The sequence below is a fragment of the Streptomyces sp. DH12 genome (assembly GCF_020873895.1).
Taxonomy (GTDB): domain Bacteria; phylum Actinomycetota; class Actinomycetes; order Streptomycetales; family Streptomycetaceae; genus Streptomyces.
In genome coordinates, this window is sequence record NZ_JAHWGT010000011.1 from 20,001 (window position 1) to 35,151 (window position 15,151).

General features: G+C 72.4%; 24 protein-coding genes. 2 read left to right on the forward strand and 22 right to left on the reverse strand.

Annotated features, from left to right (window positions below):
* Positions 1-22: 22 nt before the first annotated feature.
* From LPA54_RS12185 to LPA54_RS12285, 21 genes are all read right to left on the reverse strand, one after another.
* Entirely contained in the window at positions 23-475 is a 453-nt protein-coding gene (locus LPA54_RS12185; RefSeq protein ID WP_228976711.1) for a hypothetical protein, read from the reverse strand.
* Positions 476-633: 158 nt separating this feature from the next.
* On the reverse strand, positions 634-864 hold the full coding sequence (locus tag LPA54_RS12190; RefSeq protein ID WP_267487048.1) for a hypothetical protein: 231 nt from the start codon (positions 862-864) through the stop codon (positions 634-636).
* Complete coding sequence (locus tag LPA54_RS12195) at positions 861-1,043, reverse strand: hypothetical protein (protein ID WP_228976712.1); 183 nt, start codon at positions 1,041-1,043, stop codon at positions 861-863. Before LPA54_RS12195 ends, LPA54_RS12190 begins: the two co-directional genes overlap by 4 nt.
* Entirely contained in the window at positions 1,043-1,543 is a 501-nt protein-coding gene (locus LPA54_RS12200) for a hypothetical protein (protein ID WP_228976716.1), read from the reverse strand. The genes LPA54_RS12195 and LPA54_RS12200 overlap by 1 nt, the downstream gene beginning before the upstream one ends.
* Positions 1,544-1,545: 2 nt before the next feature.
* The gene (locus LPA54_RS12205) at positions 1,546-1,977 is read right to left on the reverse strand and encodes a hypothetical protein (protein ID WP_228976718.1); all 432 of its coding nucleotides are present in this window, start codon (positions 1,975-1,977) and stop codon (positions 1,546-1,548) included.
* A complete protein-coding gene (locus LPA54_RS12210) occupies positions 1,974-3,059 on the reverse strand; it encodes a hypothetical protein (protein ID WP_228976720.1) in 1,086 nt (361 codons plus the stop codon). The genes LPA54_RS12205 and LPA54_RS12210 overlap by 4 nt, the downstream gene beginning before the upstream one ends.
* A gap of 88 nt (positions 3,060-3,147) precedes the next feature.
* Positions 3,148-3,450 (reverse strand): hypothetical protein, encoded by a 303-nt coding sequence (locus LPA54_RS12215; RefSeq protein WP_228976722.1) that lies wholly within the window; start codon positions 3,448-3,450, stop codon positions 3,148-3,150.
* 140 nt (positions 3,451-3,590) lie between these two features.
* Positions 3,591-3,941, reverse strand: a complete 351-nt coding sequence (locus LPA54_RS12220; RefSeq protein WP_306806493.1) for a WhiB family transcriptional regulator — start codon at positions 3,939-3,941, stop codon at positions 3,591-3,593.
* Between the two features lie 282 nt (positions 3,942-4,223).
* Positions 4,224-4,892, reverse strand: a complete 669-nt coding sequence (locus LPA54_RS12225) for a helix-turn-helix domain-containing protein (protein ID WP_228976724.1) — start codon at positions 4,890-4,892, stop codon at positions 4,224-4,226.
* Positions 4,889-5,461, reverse strand: coding sequence for a RusA family crossover junction endodeoxyribonuclease (locus tag LPA54_RS12230; RefSeq protein WP_228976726.1), 573 nt, complete (start codon positions 5,459-5,461; stop codon positions 4,889-4,891). The genes LPA54_RS12225 and LPA54_RS12230 overlap by 4 nt, the downstream gene beginning before the upstream one ends.
* Positions 5,458-6,171, reverse strand: coding sequence for a hypothetical protein (locus LPA54_RS12235; protein ID WP_228976733.1), 714 nt, complete (start codon positions 6,169-6,171; stop codon positions 5,458-5,460). Before LPA54_RS12235 ends, LPA54_RS12230 begins: the two co-directional genes overlap by 4 nt.
* On the reverse strand, positions 6,168-6,458 hold the full coding sequence (locus tag LPA54_RS12240; protein ID WP_228976735.1) for a hypothetical protein: 291 nt from the start codon (positions 6,456-6,458) through the stop codon (positions 6,168-6,170). Before LPA54_RS12240 ends, LPA54_RS12235 begins: the two co-directional genes overlap by 4 nt.
* Complete coding sequence (locus tag LPA54_RS12245) at positions 6,452-7,195, reverse strand: exonuclease domain-containing protein (protein ID WP_228976736.1); 744 nt, start codon at positions 7,193-7,195, stop codon at positions 6,452-6,454. Before LPA54_RS12245 ends, LPA54_RS12240 begins: the two co-directional genes overlap by 7 nt.
* Entirely contained in the window at positions 7,192-8,211 is a 1,020-nt protein-coding gene (locus LPA54_RS12250; RefSeq protein WP_228976739.1) for a RecT family recombinase, read from the reverse strand. The genes LPA54_RS12245 and LPA54_RS12250 overlap by 4 nt, the downstream gene beginning before the upstream one ends.
* Before the next feature lie 2 nt (positions 8,212-8,213).
* The gene (locus tag LPA54_RS12255) at positions 8,214-9,269 is read right to left on the reverse strand and encodes a YqaJ viral recombinase family protein (protein ID WP_228976741.1); all 1,056 of its coding nucleotides are present in this window, start codon (positions 9,267-9,269) and stop codon (positions 8,214-8,216) included.
* On the reverse strand, positions 9,262-9,501 hold the full coding sequence (locus LPA54_RS12260) for a hypothetical protein (RefSeq protein WP_228976743.1): 240 nt from the start codon (positions 9,499-9,501) through the stop codon (positions 9,262-9,264). The genes LPA54_RS12255 and LPA54_RS12260 overlap by 8 nt, the downstream gene beginning before the upstream one ends.
* Positions 9,498-10,022 carry a hypothetical protein gene (locus tag LPA54_RS12265; protein ID WP_228976745.1) on the reverse strand — a complete coding sequence of 175 codons (525 nt, stop codon included), beginning with the start codon at positions 10,020-10,022 and terminating at the stop codon, positions 9,498-9,500. Before LPA54_RS12265 ends, LPA54_RS12260 begins: the two co-directional genes overlap by 4 nt.
* Entirely contained in the window at positions 10,019-10,336 is a 318-nt protein-coding gene (locus LPA54_RS12270) for a hypothetical protein (RefSeq protein WP_228976747.1), read from the reverse strand. The genes LPA54_RS12265 and LPA54_RS12270 overlap by 4 nt, the downstream gene beginning before the upstream one ends.
* The gene (locus LPA54_RS12275; RefSeq protein WP_228976748.1) at positions 10,329-10,778 is read right to left on the reverse strand and encodes a hypothetical protein; all 450 of its coding nucleotides are present in this window, start codon (positions 10,776-10,778) and stop codon (positions 10,329-10,331) included. Before LPA54_RS12275 ends, LPA54_RS12270 begins: the two co-directional genes overlap by 8 nt.
* 82 nt (positions 10,779-10,860) lie before the next feature.
* The gene (locus tag LPA54_RS12280) at positions 10,861-11,181 is read right to left on the reverse strand and encodes a hypothetical protein (RefSeq protein ID WP_228976749.1); all 321 of its coding nucleotides are present in this window, start codon (positions 11,179-11,181) and stop codon (positions 10,861-10,863) included.
* The gene (locus tag LPA54_RS12285) at positions 11,178-11,450 is read right to left on the reverse strand and encodes a helix-turn-helix domain-containing protein (RefSeq protein WP_228976750.1); all 273 of its coding nucleotides are present in this window, start codon (positions 11,448-11,450) and stop codon (positions 11,178-11,180) included. The genes LPA54_RS12280 and LPA54_RS12285 overlap by 4 nt, the downstream gene beginning before the upstream one ends.
* A 155-nt stretch (positions 11,451-11,605) precedes the next feature.
* On the opposite strand from LPA54_RS12285, the gene LPA54_RS12290 reads away from it, so the two are divergent.
* On the forward strand, positions 11,606-12,055 hold the full coding sequence (locus LPA54_RS12290) for a hypothetical protein (protein ID WP_228976751.1): 450 nt from the start codon (positions 11,606-11,608) through the stop codon (positions 12,053-12,055).
* 100 nt (positions 12,056-12,155) lie between these two features.
* Positions 12,156-13,064 (forward strand): hypothetical protein, encoded by a 909-nt coding sequence (locus LPA54_RS12295; RefSeq protein WP_228976753.1) that lies wholly within the window; start codon positions 12,156-12,158, stop codon positions 13,062-13,064.
* Positions 13,065-13,232: 168 nt separating this feature from the next.
* On the opposite strand, the gene LPA54_RS12300 is transcribed toward LPA54_RS12295, so the two are convergent.
* On the reverse strand, positions 13,233-15,002 hold the full coding sequence (locus LPA54_RS12300) for a site-specific integrase (RefSeq protein WP_228976754.1): 1,770 nt from the start codon (positions 15,000-15,002) through the stop codon (positions 13,233-13,235).
* Between the last annotated feature and the right edge of the window lie 149 nt (positions 15,003-15,151).

Here is a 15,151-nt window from a genome sequence, read left to right on the forward strand (position 1 = left end):
GGCGGTGGCCGGGGCCGCCGGTTCAGGGCAGAGTGCGGCCGGTGCGCAGGAGGCGGAGGACCTGCGCGGTGATCTGGTGCGGGTCGTCGGGCGGGGCCAGGAGCACCCCGGCGCGTCCGCCGGCGGGCGCGTTGGGGTGGGCGGTGCTCCAGGACCACTCGGGCCGGGCTCCGCCCCACACGACGTAGAGGTGCTCGCCGCGTGCGGCGGGGCCGGGCAGGCCCTCGGCGCGTTCGTCGAGCGGGACGACGACGGCGTGCTCGGTGGCGTGAGCGTCGGTCCAGCCGGCGTCGGCGAGGACGGCGACGATCTCGGCGGTGAGCGCCGGGGGGACCTCGCGCCAGGTGGCCGGGTCGCCGTACACGCCGCTGCACGGCAGGGAGGACCAGCCGAATGGGGAATCCTCTCGGTCCTGGGGGCAGACGGGGGCGACGAGCCGCGCGTTGTGCTCGTCACCAGGTCGGGAGTGGTTCACGGGCTGTCCTTCGGGCGTGGGCGGGGCAGGTTTCGTCGTGTCGGGTGCCGAGGCTGATCCGCCACGCCTCGTAGTGGAGGCCGACGGCGGCGCGGCGCGGGATGGGGGTCACGGCGCGACGGCCAGGGCCTCGGCGGCGCCAATGCGCCTGTGCCAGGTCATGAGGTGATCTCCAGTTCTGTGAGCGGGAGCCCGCGGTCGATGTGGCCGTGCAGTGCGCGGAGCCGGGCCAGGGCCTGGCCGTCGCGCCGATTCAGGGCCCGGCGGGTGGGAACAGGCAGGAGCGCCCAGCAGGCGCCGCACAGGTACCAGCGCACCGGCTTCGGGGTGCGGCAGCGGCGGCACGGGGTGAGGGCGTGCGCGCCCCGCGGGCGGGACTGGCCGGTCACCTGCCCTCCCCCGCCGCGGCGGGGGCCGCCAGGTGCTCGGCGTGGATCCGACCGACTTCCGGCGTGCCGTGGTGGCGGCCCACCCGGCCGGTCTTCGCCTGCGCGTAGACCCCGTGGCACACCGGGCACTCCACGCGCCGCTTCACCGGCTTCGGGCACGGTCGGTCTTCGGTGCCCATCAGCGTCCTTCCGTCTCGTCGTCCAGGAGGGTCGGGCACAGCTCGACCAGCTCACCGGCATGCTCGGCGAGCCACCGCGCCGCCGCGTCGCGGGCGGCTGGTGGGTGGACGAGGCCGGCCTCCTCGTAGATGGCGGTCAGGGACTCCAGCGCCGAGCGGCGCGGCTGGTCGAGGCTCGGCTCGTCGGTGACGGTCTGCCACGTCAGGGAGACCACGGGGCGCTGCTCGACTTCCACTGCCTCGACGGTGTCGCCGTACCAGCCGTGTCCCTCCGGGGCGGTGCCGATTTCGTAGTCCCCTGCGTCGATGGGGGCCTCGTAGGTGACGGCGTACGTCCTGCCGTCGTCGTCATGAAAGACGCACCGGCGCAGCACGGTGTACTTCATCGTCGTCACCGGCTCGTCGGCCAGGACGGTGTCGCTGTACTGGACCTCCTCCGGGTCGGCCAACGGGACGCCGAGCGCCGCCAGCTCGGCGCGGCTGAATCTGCGGGTGGGCATGATCAGTTCTCTCCTTCGGTGTTGGGAGCCGGGACGACCGGCCGCCGGTGGGAGGGGTGTCGGCCGGCGATACCGAGCGCGTGCGTGACCGCTCGCGGCCCGTACCGCGCGGTGGCCGCCTCGTGGCCGTGCTCCTCGAGGAACCGCAGCACCTCGCCGGGTGCGAAGTCGGCGGGCAGTTCGCGGGCGCGGCGCCGGAGCGCTTGGCCGCAGAGCAGGCAGCCGGTGTCGACATCCGGGTCGACCGGCCCGCCAGGGTGCCGGGTGCACCGATTCGCCCGCGCGGTGCCCCGGGCAGACGCGACGAGGGAGCGGGCCCGGTCCAGCTCAGCGGCGATCTCGGCGAGGGTGCCGTCGTTCACCTCGTGCCGGGTGGCGAACGCGCCCAGGGTCCGGAGCGATGCGGCTAGCGGGGGCAGAAAGTCCAGGTTCACGCGTTGCTCACAACGTTCAGGGCGATCTGCTGCTCCTCGGCAGCGAACACGCAGTCGGAACAGCGGTCGGAGTGCCGCAGCCGGTACTCACGACCGCAGCCGCAGACCCGCACCGGCGCGAGCGGGTCGTCCTGGGGCCGCTGGGGGCGCTCACAGCGGCTCTGCGGGGTTCCCTGGCCTCCACCGGCCAGCGGCAGCAGGAACGCCCCTTGCACTGGCTTCTGGGCGTCTCGCTCCCGCTTGCCGGCCTTCTGCTCCTCGGCCTCCCGCTTGAGGCAGCCGCCGCAGCGGTTCCGGTCCTGGCGAACGATCCGCTGACCGCAGGAGCAGAACCGGGCAGCAGGGTCGGTTTCGAGTCCGCCCGGCCGCGCAGCGGGCTGGGTCACCTCGTGCTGCTGGAGCGAATCGTCTTCGGCCTCTTCGCCCGCGCGCTCCTGTGGCTGAGGTACTACACCAGCCACCTCTTGGGGTAGTACCTGGGTACTTCCTGGGTTATTCGGGCCGCTGCGGCCCGAACCGTTCGGGCCGCTGGGGCCCGAACCGATACGGGCCGCTGTGGCCCGAACCGCTTCCCGCTCAGTTCGGGCCTCCGTGGCCCGAACATCGTCACCGGAGTTCGGGCCGCCGTGGCCCGAACCTGTGACACCTGGGTTCGGGCCGCTGTGGCCCGAACCCGGGTCGTCGGACCTGCGGGGTCGGGCCGTCGACTTGAGGTGGTCGACCGCCGCCGCCCACGTCGGCCAAGGGCACAACACCAGGGCGTACAGAGTCGGCTTGCCACGGCGGCGTTCGCCGATGGCCACCACGACGCCGGCCAGGATCGCGGCGTCCAGGTAGCGCCGAGCGTCCTTTTCCCGGCACCCGGCGGCCCTCGCGATGTCCTGGATCCGGATTGGTTTCCCATCGCCGGAGAATCGCAGCTCACCGCTCGCGGCGGCCATCGCCCGGATCGCGTACAGCAGCGTCAGGAACCCGCCCTTGAGGCTCGGCGGCATTTCTCGCGTCCACTTCCAGGCGAGGACGTTGCCGAACTCGTGCGGCGCGCAGCCGGGCGTGCGACCGCTGCCGTCCTGCTCGTTCACGGCTTCTCTTCTCGGTCATGCGTAGAGGGGCGGCCAAGAGGCTGAGGGAGGGGGTGTGACAGGCCAGAGAGCGGGCCGGGGGGCTGGCTCACGGTCGTCCCCGTGCCTTGAGGCGGTACGCGGCCAGGTCGGTCACACCGGGCGGCAGCTCGGCGGGCGTCGGCCTCCGGCCCTGACAGGTGGCGATGTGCGGGACGTGCAGCCGCTCGTAGCCCATCGGGGGCAGTTCGTCCGTGGGTCGGCGGGACCGGTACGCGCCGAGCCCGTCACGGACCACAGCGGTGTTACCCGACGGGTCGGGTGTCGGGTCGACCGCGAGCCGCTTCCCCGCAGCTGTGACCGTCCACAGCACCTCGTGGCCGCAGTCGGAGCAGACGGAGCGTCTACGCATCTGCCCTCTTCTCGTTCGGAACGTCCGGCGGCCACCCCGTCGCGGGCGGGGTGGCGCAGCCGGATGAGTCATCGGCTTGGTCGGACCAGTGCCGTGGAGTGGTCCAGTCGAGTCCGTTAGGCGAAGGTTCCGGGGGTGGCTTACGCCGTCGGGGAGGCATCGGCTCGCGCCTTCTGACGCTGGCGGCGCTCCTTGTCGGCAGCTCGACGGGTCTGCTCGCGCAGCTTGGCGCGCTCGGTCTCGTCCGTGCCGCCCCATACGCCGTACTGCTCACCGCGGTCCAAGGCGTGCGCCAGGCACGCGGAGCGAACCTGACACCCGTCACAGAAGCTCTTCGCGTGGGCAGACTCCATGGAGACCGGTGCTCCCCCCTTGCTAACGGGGAAGAACACGGCGGTGTCCGCGCCGACGCAGGCCGCGTCGTCCGACCAGTGGCGGGCCCGGGGCAGGGAGGTGTGGTCAGTCGGTCGGGGTATGCGGGGCATGATCATCGCTCCTTGCGTCGCAGTGCTCCAGTCGGGGCGCGGTGGACGTGTCCGGACACGTGTCCGCGCAGGTCATCGGGTGAGGTGCGGAGGACGATGGGCCGGTCCCCGTGTCTGTGCGGACACGCGTCCGGACGGAGATGCGGGCACCGCGATGGCGGCCGGTGGGCCGCAGCCGCCACCACCCCAGGGCGACGGCTGCGGCCAAGAGGACCGGACCCCATACGGGCGCCGAGTCCACGACGGCGCCGACGAAGGCACCGACGGTCAGCAGCACTCCGAACGCGATCACTGGCCTATCCCCGGTCCCGGTTCGCTCAGCCCGGCATGGGCGCGCCACCGCACGACGGTCCGCTCCAAGATGCCCAGCCGACCGGCGATGGCCTCACCGCTGTACCCGGCCCGCGTCATCACGACCACGGCGTACCGCTGCTCCCGCTCCGTCAGCTCCGGCCGCGGCGAATCGCCGCGCACCGCCCGGTCCACCGCGACGAGGTCGACGTCCCGGTGCCACGTGGCGCCCGCCGGCGGGTCGGTGATCAGGCCGCGGCTCTCCCGGCGCTCCCGCATAACGCGGTCCTCCAGGTGGCCACCGGCCACACAGTGGGGGTAGCCGCACACCGGCACCGTGCGGCCCTCCGCGTCCCGCCCGTGATGTGCGCGGAACGCGACCCGGTAGGCGGTCGTGGTCTGCGTGCCGAGGCGCACCAGCGGAGTTCCGTACTCCGACACCGGCCCCGTCCACTCAACGTGTCCGTCCTCAACCGCGAGGACGCGCGCGGTGTACGCCTCCTCCAGCGTCTCGAAGGCCGGCCGGTGCCCGCGCCGATAGGCGGGCAGGCCGACCACGGCCCGCACTCGCCGCACTCGCTCCGGGGAGCAGCCGACGCGCCGGGCCACCGCGCAGTTCGACACCTGGGCGTCGAGCTCGCGGGCGATCTCCTCCAGGGTCGTCATGCGCCCACCGCCCCACGGTTCAGGCGCCACAGGCGGATCGTGCAGCCGGGGCCGTCCAGCACGCCGTCGACCAGGCCGTGGTCGGTCACGTACCACTTCCCGAGCCGCCGGTACTCCACGATCAGCGCGTCGTCCGCGTTCACCGCGGCGGTCGTCAGCGCGTCCTCGGTGGACCGGGCCAGTTTGGACAGGTCCGGTGTGACGGCTGGTCGCGCCGGCGCCGACGGCCGTAGCCGCCCGGCGTTCCGGCCGGTGCCGAAGTGGCCCCGCGGGCGGGCGAAGCAGAACACCATCTCCGCCGCGAGTGGCCCGTCCAGGGTCGGCGAGCCCTTGATGGCCCGCCGGGCCTGGACGGCAGACCAGACGACGGCCTCCCGCCACGGCTTGACCTTCGCGGAGGACTCGACCATGCGGCCGTTGCCCACGTGGCGCTTGCTGCCCTGCGGGCCGGGCAGGCCCCGGACGACCACCTCGAACGTCGGCGCCTCCAGCGGTGCCGCCGTGGGTGCCGTGTCGTCCGGCCGGGCGGGCTCGGGCACGTCGTCGAACAGCGGAACCGTCCACGTCATCGCGCACCGCCCACGGCCGTGCCGACGCCCGCCGGGAGGCCCGCGATCCACGCGTCGGGCAGTGGCTCCGCCACCCGCACGTTCATCAGCACCACGTCGTCCGCCTCGGTGGCGGTGACGTTCACGAGCGCCCGCAGGACACGGCCCGGCAGCTGACTCGGGCGGAGATCCGTCTCCCCGATCAGCTGGTCCAGGAGGACGGTCACCTCCCCGCCGCGCCAGTCGTCCACCCGGACACGCGCGGTGCGGCTCTTGCGGTCGATGGACTCGACGACGAGCTGGCTGGCGAAGCGCGGTTCGTCGCGCGCGGCCAGGTAGCGGCGGCCGCGGTCGGTGATGCGCAGCACGCCACCCTCGTCCGTCACGTACTCCCATTCGCGGAGCGTCAGCAGCACCAGCGGCGAGGGGGTCACGCTCTCTTCACCCAGCAGCGCCCGCAAGACGCGCTCGGACTCCGCCGCCATCGGGTGGTCGACCGCGTGCCGCACGATGCGGACCTGGTCCAGGCGCCACGCGCTGGTGCCCCGTACGGTCGGCTGCGTGCACGGGCACGCGGCGACGATGGCCACGTGCTCGGCGTCGACGGCGCCGACGCACCCGGTCACGCAGGTACGGCCCCGCTCACACAGCGCCGCCGTGCAGCACCGGCAGTGCGGGCACTCGGTCTGGGCCGGGCGCAGCGCCTCGGGCCCACAGAGGGTGTCGGTCATCGGGTGGCTCCTGGAGTCTCGCAGCCGCAGACCCAGCACCGGCGGGACTCGTCCGCACGCACGGCGTGCGGGGTCCTGCGGCCCTGGTCCGGGCAGATCGCATAGTCGAGGGCGTCGACCTGACCGTCCGCGTGGAGCGCGGTGATCACGTCAGGGCCGGGCAGCGCCGGCGGGGTGGTCGCCCGGCGCGCCTGAAGGGCGGGGATGACGAGGCGGGTGGCGGCCGCCGCCACGGCGGCCGCGCACACCGCGGCCGCCGTGACGACGATGACCGGGTCGCTCACCACGGGGTGCCGGTCCTCGGCGCCGGGATGAGCGGCCAGTCCGTGCGGACCGTCCCGGCCAGGTGCTCCTTGCCTTCGGTCCGCTCGAAGTGCGCCCGCAGGCTCACCGCCTGCCGGTGCGCCCACCGAGCCTGGTCCTCGTGGAGCACACCGAGGTCGAGGCGCCCCAGCCACGGGTGCCGGATCGCCAGCTTCCACACGATGGCGCACGCGGCGACCGCGTCCGCGTCGGCCGTGTGAGCGTTCTCCAGCCCCACCACGTAGTGACGGCACAGGTCGGTCAGGGTGCGCCCGCCGCGCCGGTACGGGTCGACCTTCTTGTCCAGGACGCGGGGGTCGACCACCCGGGGCACGGCCCGGTTGATCAGTGGCCTAACGCCATGCCGCCGCGACTCACGGTCCAGCACGGTCAGGTCGAACGGGGCGTTCATCACCACGACCGGCCGGTCCGCGTCTGCGGCCTCGGCTAGCGTCGTGGTGATCTCCTCGACGACCTCGGCGGCCGGGCGGCCCTGAGCGCGGGCCGCCTCCGTCGTCCATCCGTGAATCGCCGTCGCATCCGGCGGGATCTCCGCCCCGTCGAGGTCGGACACCCAGGAGCGGACGGTGGTCGGCTGCCCGCCGCCGTAGTGGACGACGGACGCGGTCACGATCTGCGCCGTCTCCACGTCGGTGCCGGTCGTCTCCGTGTCAAACCCCACGAGCCGGCGGCGGTACCAGGGAACGCGGTTGCTGCTCATGCGGCAGCCCTCCCCTGCCCGACTCGCGCCCGGCGCCCGCCGCGGTTCTTCTTCGGCTTCGACCGGCCGCTGCGCCGCTTCACGGGCAGCTGCCGGGTGCTCGGCTCCTGCGGCCCCTCGGCCGCCGCGTGGGCCCGCGCCCCGTCCGCCCGCAGGCCGGCCGCTTCACGGGCGGCCTGCGGGTCCGGGGCGTGGAGGACCTGCACCTGCCCGGCGTCCCCGGCGTCGTCTGCGGCCGCCAGCGCCCGCAGCTCCGCCGACGTCGGCACCAACTTCGCCAGCCGCCGGATCGCGCTCTTGAGCCACATCGCGTCGAAGTCGGTGTGCCAGAAGCTGGAGGTCTCCCCGGCGTCCCGAGCCCGCTGGTACGCGCGGGAGTACTCGTCCCGGATCTCTTCGGCGTCCTCCCGAGACAGGACAATCACCTGCGATCGGACACCGCCCCGCAGCCAGCAGAACGCGTACGCCAGAATCGGCTCCCCGCGCTGACTCTTCGGCGACTCGACGCGCGGCTCGTGCATGAAGTCGTCCGGCGCGGGCGCCGACGGCACATACCGCCAGTCGTCACCCGCGTGGATCATCCCGACGCGAACCGACTCCACGAGCCCCGACCGGTGCATGAGGTCGACGAGCCCCTGGTACATGGGGATCATGACCGCCCGGCCCTCATCCGCGACGACCGCCGCGTGCTGCCCGTCCGGCACGAGCCCGAACCGGGCGCACGTCAGAAGCGCTTGCAGCACGCTCGCCGGCGTGCAGCCACGCAGGTGAGGCAGCACGTCCCGTACGGCCGCGAAGAACGCCGGCGGGGCGAGGTGCTGCGGCAGGGCGTCCGCGAAGTGCTGCTCGTAACGGCGCAGCCACTCCACCGACGCGTCGACCGCGTCCTGCTGGTGCTCGTGCTCGGCGGGCTCCTCCGCCGTGCGGTCGTGGGCGACGGCCGCCGCCCGGCGGGCGGGCGCTGAAGCACCCGCCGCAGCCGCCCGCACGCGTTCCTTCAGGGTTGTCGGCGACATCGTCACAGCTCCTTCGCGGGCACGCGCAGCACGCGGGCCCGGTACTGGCGGTAGATCTTGGGGTGGTCTTCCTTGAGCCGGTCGGTGTCGATGGCCTCGACCAGGCGTGTGTACTTCGCGGCCAACTCCGGCTGCTCCGTGCGGAACCGGGACGGGGCGAAGTTGCCGTTCTGCTTCCAGCTCCACGCCGGGCGGCCGCCCGCCTTGACGATCTCCCCGGCCCCGGCCGCGTCGCGCATCTCGTTCTCAACCGCGTTCAACTCGGCCTCCAGAGCCTCGATCTGCTCGCACAGCGCGGCCCGGCGCGCCCGCAGGTCGCGCGCCTTGCCGAGATCGACCTCTACGACCTCCGCGGGCTGGACCTCCCACAACCTGGCCAGGAGTTCGGTCGTGGCCTCCAGCCCGTCCACGGCCGGGGGTAGCCCCTCGACGACGTGGCGCTGGTACCAGTCGCCGCAGTAGCGGAACAGCTCCTCGATCAGCTCCTCGTCCCGCTCCAGACGGAACACCTGGAGCCGGTTCCCGCCGATCAGGCCGGCAACGTAGGCGTGCGACCAGCCGCCCACTGCCATGTACCAGTGCGCCTGGAGCGCGGGGCCGTCCGGCGGCTCGTCGCCCTCCCACTCGCCGGACAGGTACTCCGACTTGTTCTTGCACTCCAGCGGCGCGACGGCCCGCCCGTCCGCGTCGAGGACGAACCGGTCGACGTTCGCGATGGCCCACGGGTGTTCGATGTGGGCGAAGGTGCCGGGAGGCTTCCGCGTGGCCAGCCCGTAGTCCTCTTCGAACCCCTCCGCGATGGACGCCTCCAGACGACGGCCCCACTTGGTGTAGGTGTTGTCCGGCTCGCGGTAGCCGTTCTTCTCCTCGTACACGCGGCGCGCCCCATGCCGCTTGTCCAGCCCGTAGAGAGCCGCGATGTTGGACCCGCCGAGGCCGGCCCGCCGGACGGCGTGCCACTGCTCTTCGGGCGCGTCGGCCGGGAGGATCAGGCGCGCGGTCGGCGCGTCGGGGTGACCGCCCTCGGCGGGCAGGGCGATGGCGAGGGTGTCAGCCATGGCGCCGCTCCTCCGTGCTGCTGCTCGTGCGGGCCCGGTGGACCCGCTTGGTCGGGTTGGAGTCATCGAGGACAAGCAGGGGTTCGCTCCTCAGGGCCTTCCGCGCGGTCGCCCGCAGGGGTGCGTCCACGCCGGTGGCACGCCACAGCTCCTGCACGTCCTTCGTCGTCCACTCCTTGGTCGGGTCGGCCAGTACCGCCCGCCTCAGAACCTGGTCGCGTTCGCGGCTCACAGGTCCTCACCCCCCGAGGCGGGCATGTCGAAGACCGCCCGCAGGCGCGCGGCCGCGCGCTCGATGGCGGCGGCCCGCTCCCCGGCCTCGGTGAGGGCGAAGGGAATGGGGGGCTCGGACGAGGCGTAGGGCAGCGTCACGCCGAGCACCCCGGCCACCAGCTCCCACGCGCCGTACTCCGCCTCAGCGGCCGCCAGCGCGTTGGGGGTGCCTTCGGTGATGCACGCGTCGCGCGGAAGGAGGGCCAGCAGCCCCGCCCGTTCCTTCTCCAGTGTCGCGAGCCGGTCGTTCAGCGGGTCCTGCTGCGTGGGGGCGGGGCCCGGGGCCTCGGCGGCGAGGGCCGGGGGTGGCGGCGTCGGACGGAGTCCGTGAACGGTCAGATCCGACAGCGTCGCCATGACGAACGCCGGGCAGTCGCGCACCCCGGCGCACGTGTACAGGCCCCGCCCGTCGGCGGTCTCCGCGCGGCGCTCCCAGACCACCCCGTTCAGGGTGGTCACGGTCAGCGGGTCGGTCGTCATGCCGCACCCCCCGCCCGGCCGGCGTGGTACCGGCCGCGCATGTCTGCGGCATGGGCCTCGCGGCACGGCGGGCACGGGGTGGTGCCACGGCGGCGGTGGAGGTCCCACCCGCGCGTCGTGCCCACCACGTCGTCGTGCTCAACGTGGCGTACCGGGGGCGGCCCGCCGGCCGGTCGGCCCGCGCGCTCCCACCGGCGGGCGCAGGCGGCGCACCAGCCGTACGCCCGGTTGTCGCGGAGATGGCCGCACGAGCCGCAGACGACGGCGCGGCGGCCCGGCGTGCAGTCGACGCCGTCGCAGAACTTGCTAGGCATCGGCGGCACCGCCCGCCTCGGTGCCCGGGGTGACGGCGCGGATGGCGTCGCGGGAGAGCCGCGTCACCATCTGGTCCAACGCGTCCGCCTTGTGCGCGTGCTCGGGGCTGCGGGTCGACCGGTAGGCGCGGGACTCCCGGGCGAGCATCGCGGCGATGTCCCCCAAGGTCTTGGCGCGGACTTGGACCGCGTCCGTCGTGGGGGTGCTCTGGCCGTTGGTCGGTGCGGTGTGGAGCGTCGCGGCGGCGACGGCGAGCGTCGCGTATACCTGCGCCTCGGCGGCGAGCGCGGCGCCGGTGACCGCGTCGGCGCCGTCGCCGTAGGTGAAGTGGTGCGCCTGGTTGACCAGGCGCATGGCCTCGGCCTTGGCCGCCAGGTACTCGTCGTGGACGGTCGTGGAGTCCGGTGGTGGGGGTGCCGGACGGTTAGAGTTGCTGGTCACGGTGCCTCTTCTCACGGTGGTTGAGGTGCCTGGTGACCGGGGTTGTTCGAGCCCTGCACGGCGCGGGCAGCCCCGGTTGCCGCTACGACGCGATGCGCGTCCTCCGACCCCGAGCGGGTCGGATCGCCGCCAGCGGCTGGGCGGCGGGGATGGTCGAGCCAGTCGGCTCGTCGTTGGTCTTGTTGCACAGGGCGTCGACCCAGGCGGGCACGAACGTGAAGTGCGTCTGGATCAGCCGAAGTTCGCAGTCGCAGAAGCTGACCGACTCGCCCATCCGCTGATGCGGAAGTTCCTTGATCCGGTCCCGCAGGAACCGTTCCTTGCACCGCAGCTTCTCGGCGGCCTGCGCGTAGTCGTAGTTCTGGACGGCTTCGCAGGAGCAGTAGAGGGGTCGGCCCGTCACTGCTCTGCCCTGCCGGTCGGTTCGGGCTCCGGCTTGGCCCTCAGGTCCGCCTCGGAGCGGCCCAAGAGGAACGCGAGCATGGCGAGCTTCTGCGGCGTCGCGTTGCGCCGCCCGGCCTCTATGTCGCACATCAGCTGCTCCGAGAACCCGCACTGATGCGCCACTGCGCGCTTCGTCAGCCCCCTCTCCTCACGGGCGATCCTCACCGCCTCGGGGTCGTGGTCCAAAGGGGCGCCCCACGGACGCCGCTTCCTGCGAGGGTCGATCATGCATGGACGGTAGCGCGTAGCTACGCACACTGCAAGCACTGCGCGGAAGTGGCGCCACTACTGCGCGCGGCGCCGCTGCGCGCCACCAGAGCGGAATCCGCCACAGGGGAAGTCGGAGTAGCGAAGTAGTGCGTAGTTCTGCCAAGCTGCCGCCCATGAATACGAGGTCGCGCCCCGAGCCCCCACCCGAGGCCGCGCTCATCAAGACCGCACTCCAAAGGACCCGCCGCACCGTGCGTGGTGCAGCGCTTGAGTCCAAGGTGGGCGAGACTCGGTGGCGCCAGATCCTGTCGGGCCACCAGACGGTAGGGGGCACGTTCATCCCGGTCAGGGCCCCCGCCGACACTCTGGCCGACATGGCCCGGGTAGTCGGTGTCACTCCTGCGGAGCTGCGCGGAGTCGACCGCGCAGACGCCGCAGAGATTTTGGAGGAGAGCACACGCCGCCTCGCAGAGTCGAACCCGCAGGTGGACGCCATCGCACAACTGCTCGCCACCCTGCCCCCGGAGGCCCAGGCGGAGGTATTCAGGCGGCTGAATCTGGGCGCGGCCGGCACGGCCGCCGCTGACGACACATCAGGAGGACAGCACCGTCAGGCCGGTTGACTGATGTCACGGAATGGTCACGACCTGTAATATGCCGTGCGCATTGTGCCTGTGGCACACAATTATTTCTCAAGTTGAAAGCCGAACTTGAGGGGTGATTGTGGCCATAGAGCCGGACGTACTGCTGGCTGGCGTGCTCGGAGCCTCAGTTCTCGCAATCGTTCTCCTTTATCGGGAGAACGTGCGGCACACCCAGCAGATCAATCAACTGAAAGCGGATATCGTCGCCCAGAAGATCGCCACCGCGCTGAACACCAAGCCGGGTAGTGCGGATCCCACGGCAACCGCCGACCTCGCTCCGGTACCGGATGAGGCACCCGGTCCGGCGAGTCCCGTACGGAAGAAGCGCCACATGAAGCTCTACGCGGGCGGCGGCGGTGTTGCCGCCGCTCTCGTCTGGCTCGGTGACCGCATCAGCGCCGCATGGGCCGGTCACCGAGGCATCACCGCGACGGCGGCCGCCGTCACCGTAGCCGTCTTCGGAGCTGCGACCCTGGCACTCACCACCGACGGCGCAGCACCCACCCGCGCGAGCGGTGCCCCCGGCGGCGGAACGCCCACATCGCTCCGGGGGGCTCCCCCGGTGAACCTGCCCGCGAGGCCGCAGCCGGGGCACACCCACCGGGACGGGATGCACACGGCGCCGGACGGCATCGGCGCGCCCTCCAGCTCCACGCCTCCTGGCTACCCCTTGGGGCGCCAGGAGACGGGGAAGGCCGTCCCCACGCCGACCGCCGCCCACGCGCGCAAGGGCCAGGGCCCCTCCGCCAACGACCAGGGCAGGGGTGGCAGCCAAGTGCCCATCCCGCCGGCTCCGCGGCCGGGGACCACGCCACCCACGCAGACGGCCCCGCCGCCTTCCTCTGCACCGCCGACCAGCATCCCCGACCCCTCGCCGGATCCCTCACCGGAACCGTCGCCACAGCCGAGCAAGGGCGCCGTGTGCTTCAACGTGCTGCCGCTCCTGGATCTCTGCCCGGCCGGCAGTACCCGACCTGCGAGGGGTTGACATAGACAAGCCAGACCGCTCAAGGCCCTGTCTCCGCGGCGCTGTCCGCGGTCTGTAGGGGGCCCCGCCGCCGCCGGGGCCCCCTTTTCCATCTCTTCCCGGTTCCGGACCGTGGCGCTGCCTACGGGCCGACCGGTGATCGAGCCCGCCCGATACCGGCGATAGCCGTCAGGCCGGCGTCTCCTGCTGCTCCCCATCGTCGACACCCGAGTGGGGGTTGCTCCCGCAGATCCTCAGCGCCTCCGCGCGGGCCTCCTCGTACGCGGCCAGGACCTGGTCTCGATCGACCCCCCATGCGACCACCTCGGTGACACCTCCCGCACACCACTGCGCGCGGCCCTGTCCGGTCGCGTCGGTGAACAGGCCCTCCCACTCCCACGCCCACACTTCCCGCGGCGTGTGATCGCTCGGCGTCTCTACATGCTCGGTACCGTCCGTCGAGTAGTACGCCGGCCCGACGGTCCACACCCGCGCGCGGGCCGGAACGGAGCTGCGGACCGAGCCCAGCCCTCCGGCCGCCTGGCTCCACCACGCCGCGGAGCACTCCTCGACCCGGGCCGCCTGCCCGCGGTCCAGCGCCCACTGCTCCGCCACGGCGTGCGCATCCGCCTCCGACCAGAACGCTTCGGCGTAGACCCGCGAAAGGTCCACGACGTACACCTTCCCGCCTCGCCCTGTCGGCACCGCGGACGCCCCTTGGTCGGAGTCCGGCGCCGTGACGTTCATGACTCGCGAGAGGGTGACCAGCGCCGCTTTGTGGGCGGTCTCCAGCAGGTGCCCGTACCTGTCGCTGGTGGTCGTGATCGACTCATGCCCGAGGCGCCGCTGCACGTAGGTCAGACTGTGACCGTCCGACAGCAACGCCGCCACGTGCGAGTGCCGCACGTCGTGGAACGTCGGCGTCTTCCACTCCGGCAGGACGCCGCGCCGATGCGCCTCCGCTACCGCCGACGTCCACCGGTCGTAGAAAGTGCTGTACGGCAGGCGTCCTCCGGAGCCGTCGTGGAAGATCAAGTCGTCCAGCCGCAGGTCGAGCAACCCGTAGTCGGCGAGTTCGCACCACAGCCCGTGGGTGATGTCGACGGTGCGCCGGCCCGCCCGGCTCTTGGGCGCACCCAGCTCCCACGGCTGCCCGGGGATCCGCTTCCACGCCCGGGTGACACGCAGCTGGTAGACGTCGGTCTCAGGATTGCGTGCGTGCCTGCGGGCGAGAGCGGTGATCTCCCCCCAGCGCAGGCCGCTGCCGTACGCCGTTCGCACGAGCAGCCGGTCGCTGGCACGGGGGAAGCACTCGCACAGGCCGGCGACCTCCTCGGGAGACATGAACTCCAGGAGCTCGGTGGACTCGTCGTCCGCGATGCCCCAGTCGTCGAGCGACGGAAGCCTGGTGAGGTCGCAGGGGTTGCGGTCGCGCAGCGGCGGTTCGGCGACGGTCGCCTCCTTGAGTACCGAGGACAGCAGGCCGTGCAGTCCCCGAAGTGTCTCGGGAGACATGATCTTCCGCTTGGCTCCGCGCTTGACCTGGGTCGTCATCATCTTGTTGACCCAGGCGCCGATGGTGGCCTTACTGAAGTGCTCGGGTGACCGCACATCGCAGTTGCCGAACGTGGGGTTGAGGTACATCTCGATCGCCCGGAGGCGCTGGTTCTTGTACCGCTGGGACGCTGTGCGGTTCTCGATGGACGCTCGCGCGAACCGGTCGAATCGGTACTGGAGTTCGTCTGCCGCCGCCGCGTCGATGTACCCCTCGCCCTTCACCCACCCCGGCGGCCAGGCGTGACCGTGCTCCTCCACGGCGTTCCTGAAGACCTTCGCCGAGTCCTCGTCGTCGAACCGTTCGGTCTGCCAGTCGCCCGTCCTTGACCCACCAAGACGCCACTTCACCTGGTAGCTGGTCACCTCGCCAGCCTTGTTCTTCCGTTCCACGATGCTCGCCATGGCGCGGGAGAGTACCCCGGTGTTCCCACCGTGTTCCCGGGCCGTCGCGAAGGAACGCAGAGAATCGGGCATCTTCGCAGGTCACAAAGAGGCACGAAAAGGCGGCCGGAGCCCCCGCACAGTGGGCTCCGGCCGCCGGCTCGACGGGG

Coding starts and splice junctions, on each gene's coding strand:
- LPA54_RS12195 (WP_228976712.1), bottom strand. CDS start 1,043: ATGGGCACCGAAGACCGACCGTGCCCGAAGCCGGTGAAGCGGCGCGTG.
- LPA54_RS12200 (WP_228976716.1), bottom strand. CDS start 1,543: ATGCCCACCCGCAGATTCAGCCGCGCCGAGCTGGCGGCGCTCGGCGTC.
- LPA54_RS12215 (WP_228976722.1), bottom strand. CDS start 3,450: ATGCGTAGACGCTCCGTCTGCTCCGACTGCGGCCACGAGGTGCTGTGG.
- LPA54_RS12220 (WP_306806493.1), bottom strand. CDS start 3,941: ATGATCATGCCCCGCATACCCCGACCGACTGACCACACCTCCCTGCCC.
- LPA54_RS12225 (WP_228976724.1), bottom strand. CDS start 4,892: ATGACGACCCTGGAGGAGATCGCCCGCGAGCTCGACGCCCAGGTGTCG.
- LPA54_RS12230 (WP_228976726.1), bottom strand. CDS start 5,461: ATGACGTGGACGGTTCCGCTGTTCGACGACGTGCCCGAGCCCGCCCGG.
- LPA54_RS12235 (WP_228976733.1), bottom strand. CDS start 6,171: ATGACCGACACCCTCTGTGGGCCCGAGGCGCTGCGCCCGGCCCAGACC.
- LPA54_RS12245 (WP_228976736.1), bottom strand. CDS start 7,195: ATGAGCAGCAACCGCGTTCCCTGGTACCGCCGCCGGCTCGTGGGGTTT.
- LPA54_RS12250 (WP_228976739.1), bottom strand. CDS start 8,211: ATGTCGCCGACAACCCTGAAGGAACGCGTGCGGGCGGCTGCGGCGGGT.
- LPA54_RS12255 (WP_228976741.1), bottom strand. CDS start 9,269: ATGGCTGACACCCTCGCCATCGCCCTGCCCGCCGAGGGCGGTCACCCC.
- LPA54_RS12265 (WP_228976745.1), bottom strand. CDS start 10,022: ATGACGACCGACCCGCTGACCGTGACCACCCTGAACGGGGTGGTCTGG.
- LPA54_RS12270 (WP_228976747.1), bottom strand. CDS start 10,336: ATGCCTAGCAAGTTCTGCGACGGCGTCGACTGCACGCCGGGCCGCCGC.
- LPA54_RS12285 (WP_228976750.1), bottom strand. CDS start 11,450: ATGATCGACCCTCGCAGGAAGCGGCGTCCGTGGGGCGCCCCTTTGGAC.
- LPA54_RS12290 (WP_228976751.1), top strand. CDS start 11,606: ATGAATACGAGGTCGCGCCCCGAGCCCCCACCCGAGGCCGCGCTCATC.
- LPA54_RS12300 (WP_228976754.1), bottom strand. CDS start 15,002: ATGGCGAGCATCGTGGAACGGAAGAACAAGGCTGGCGAGGTGACCAGC.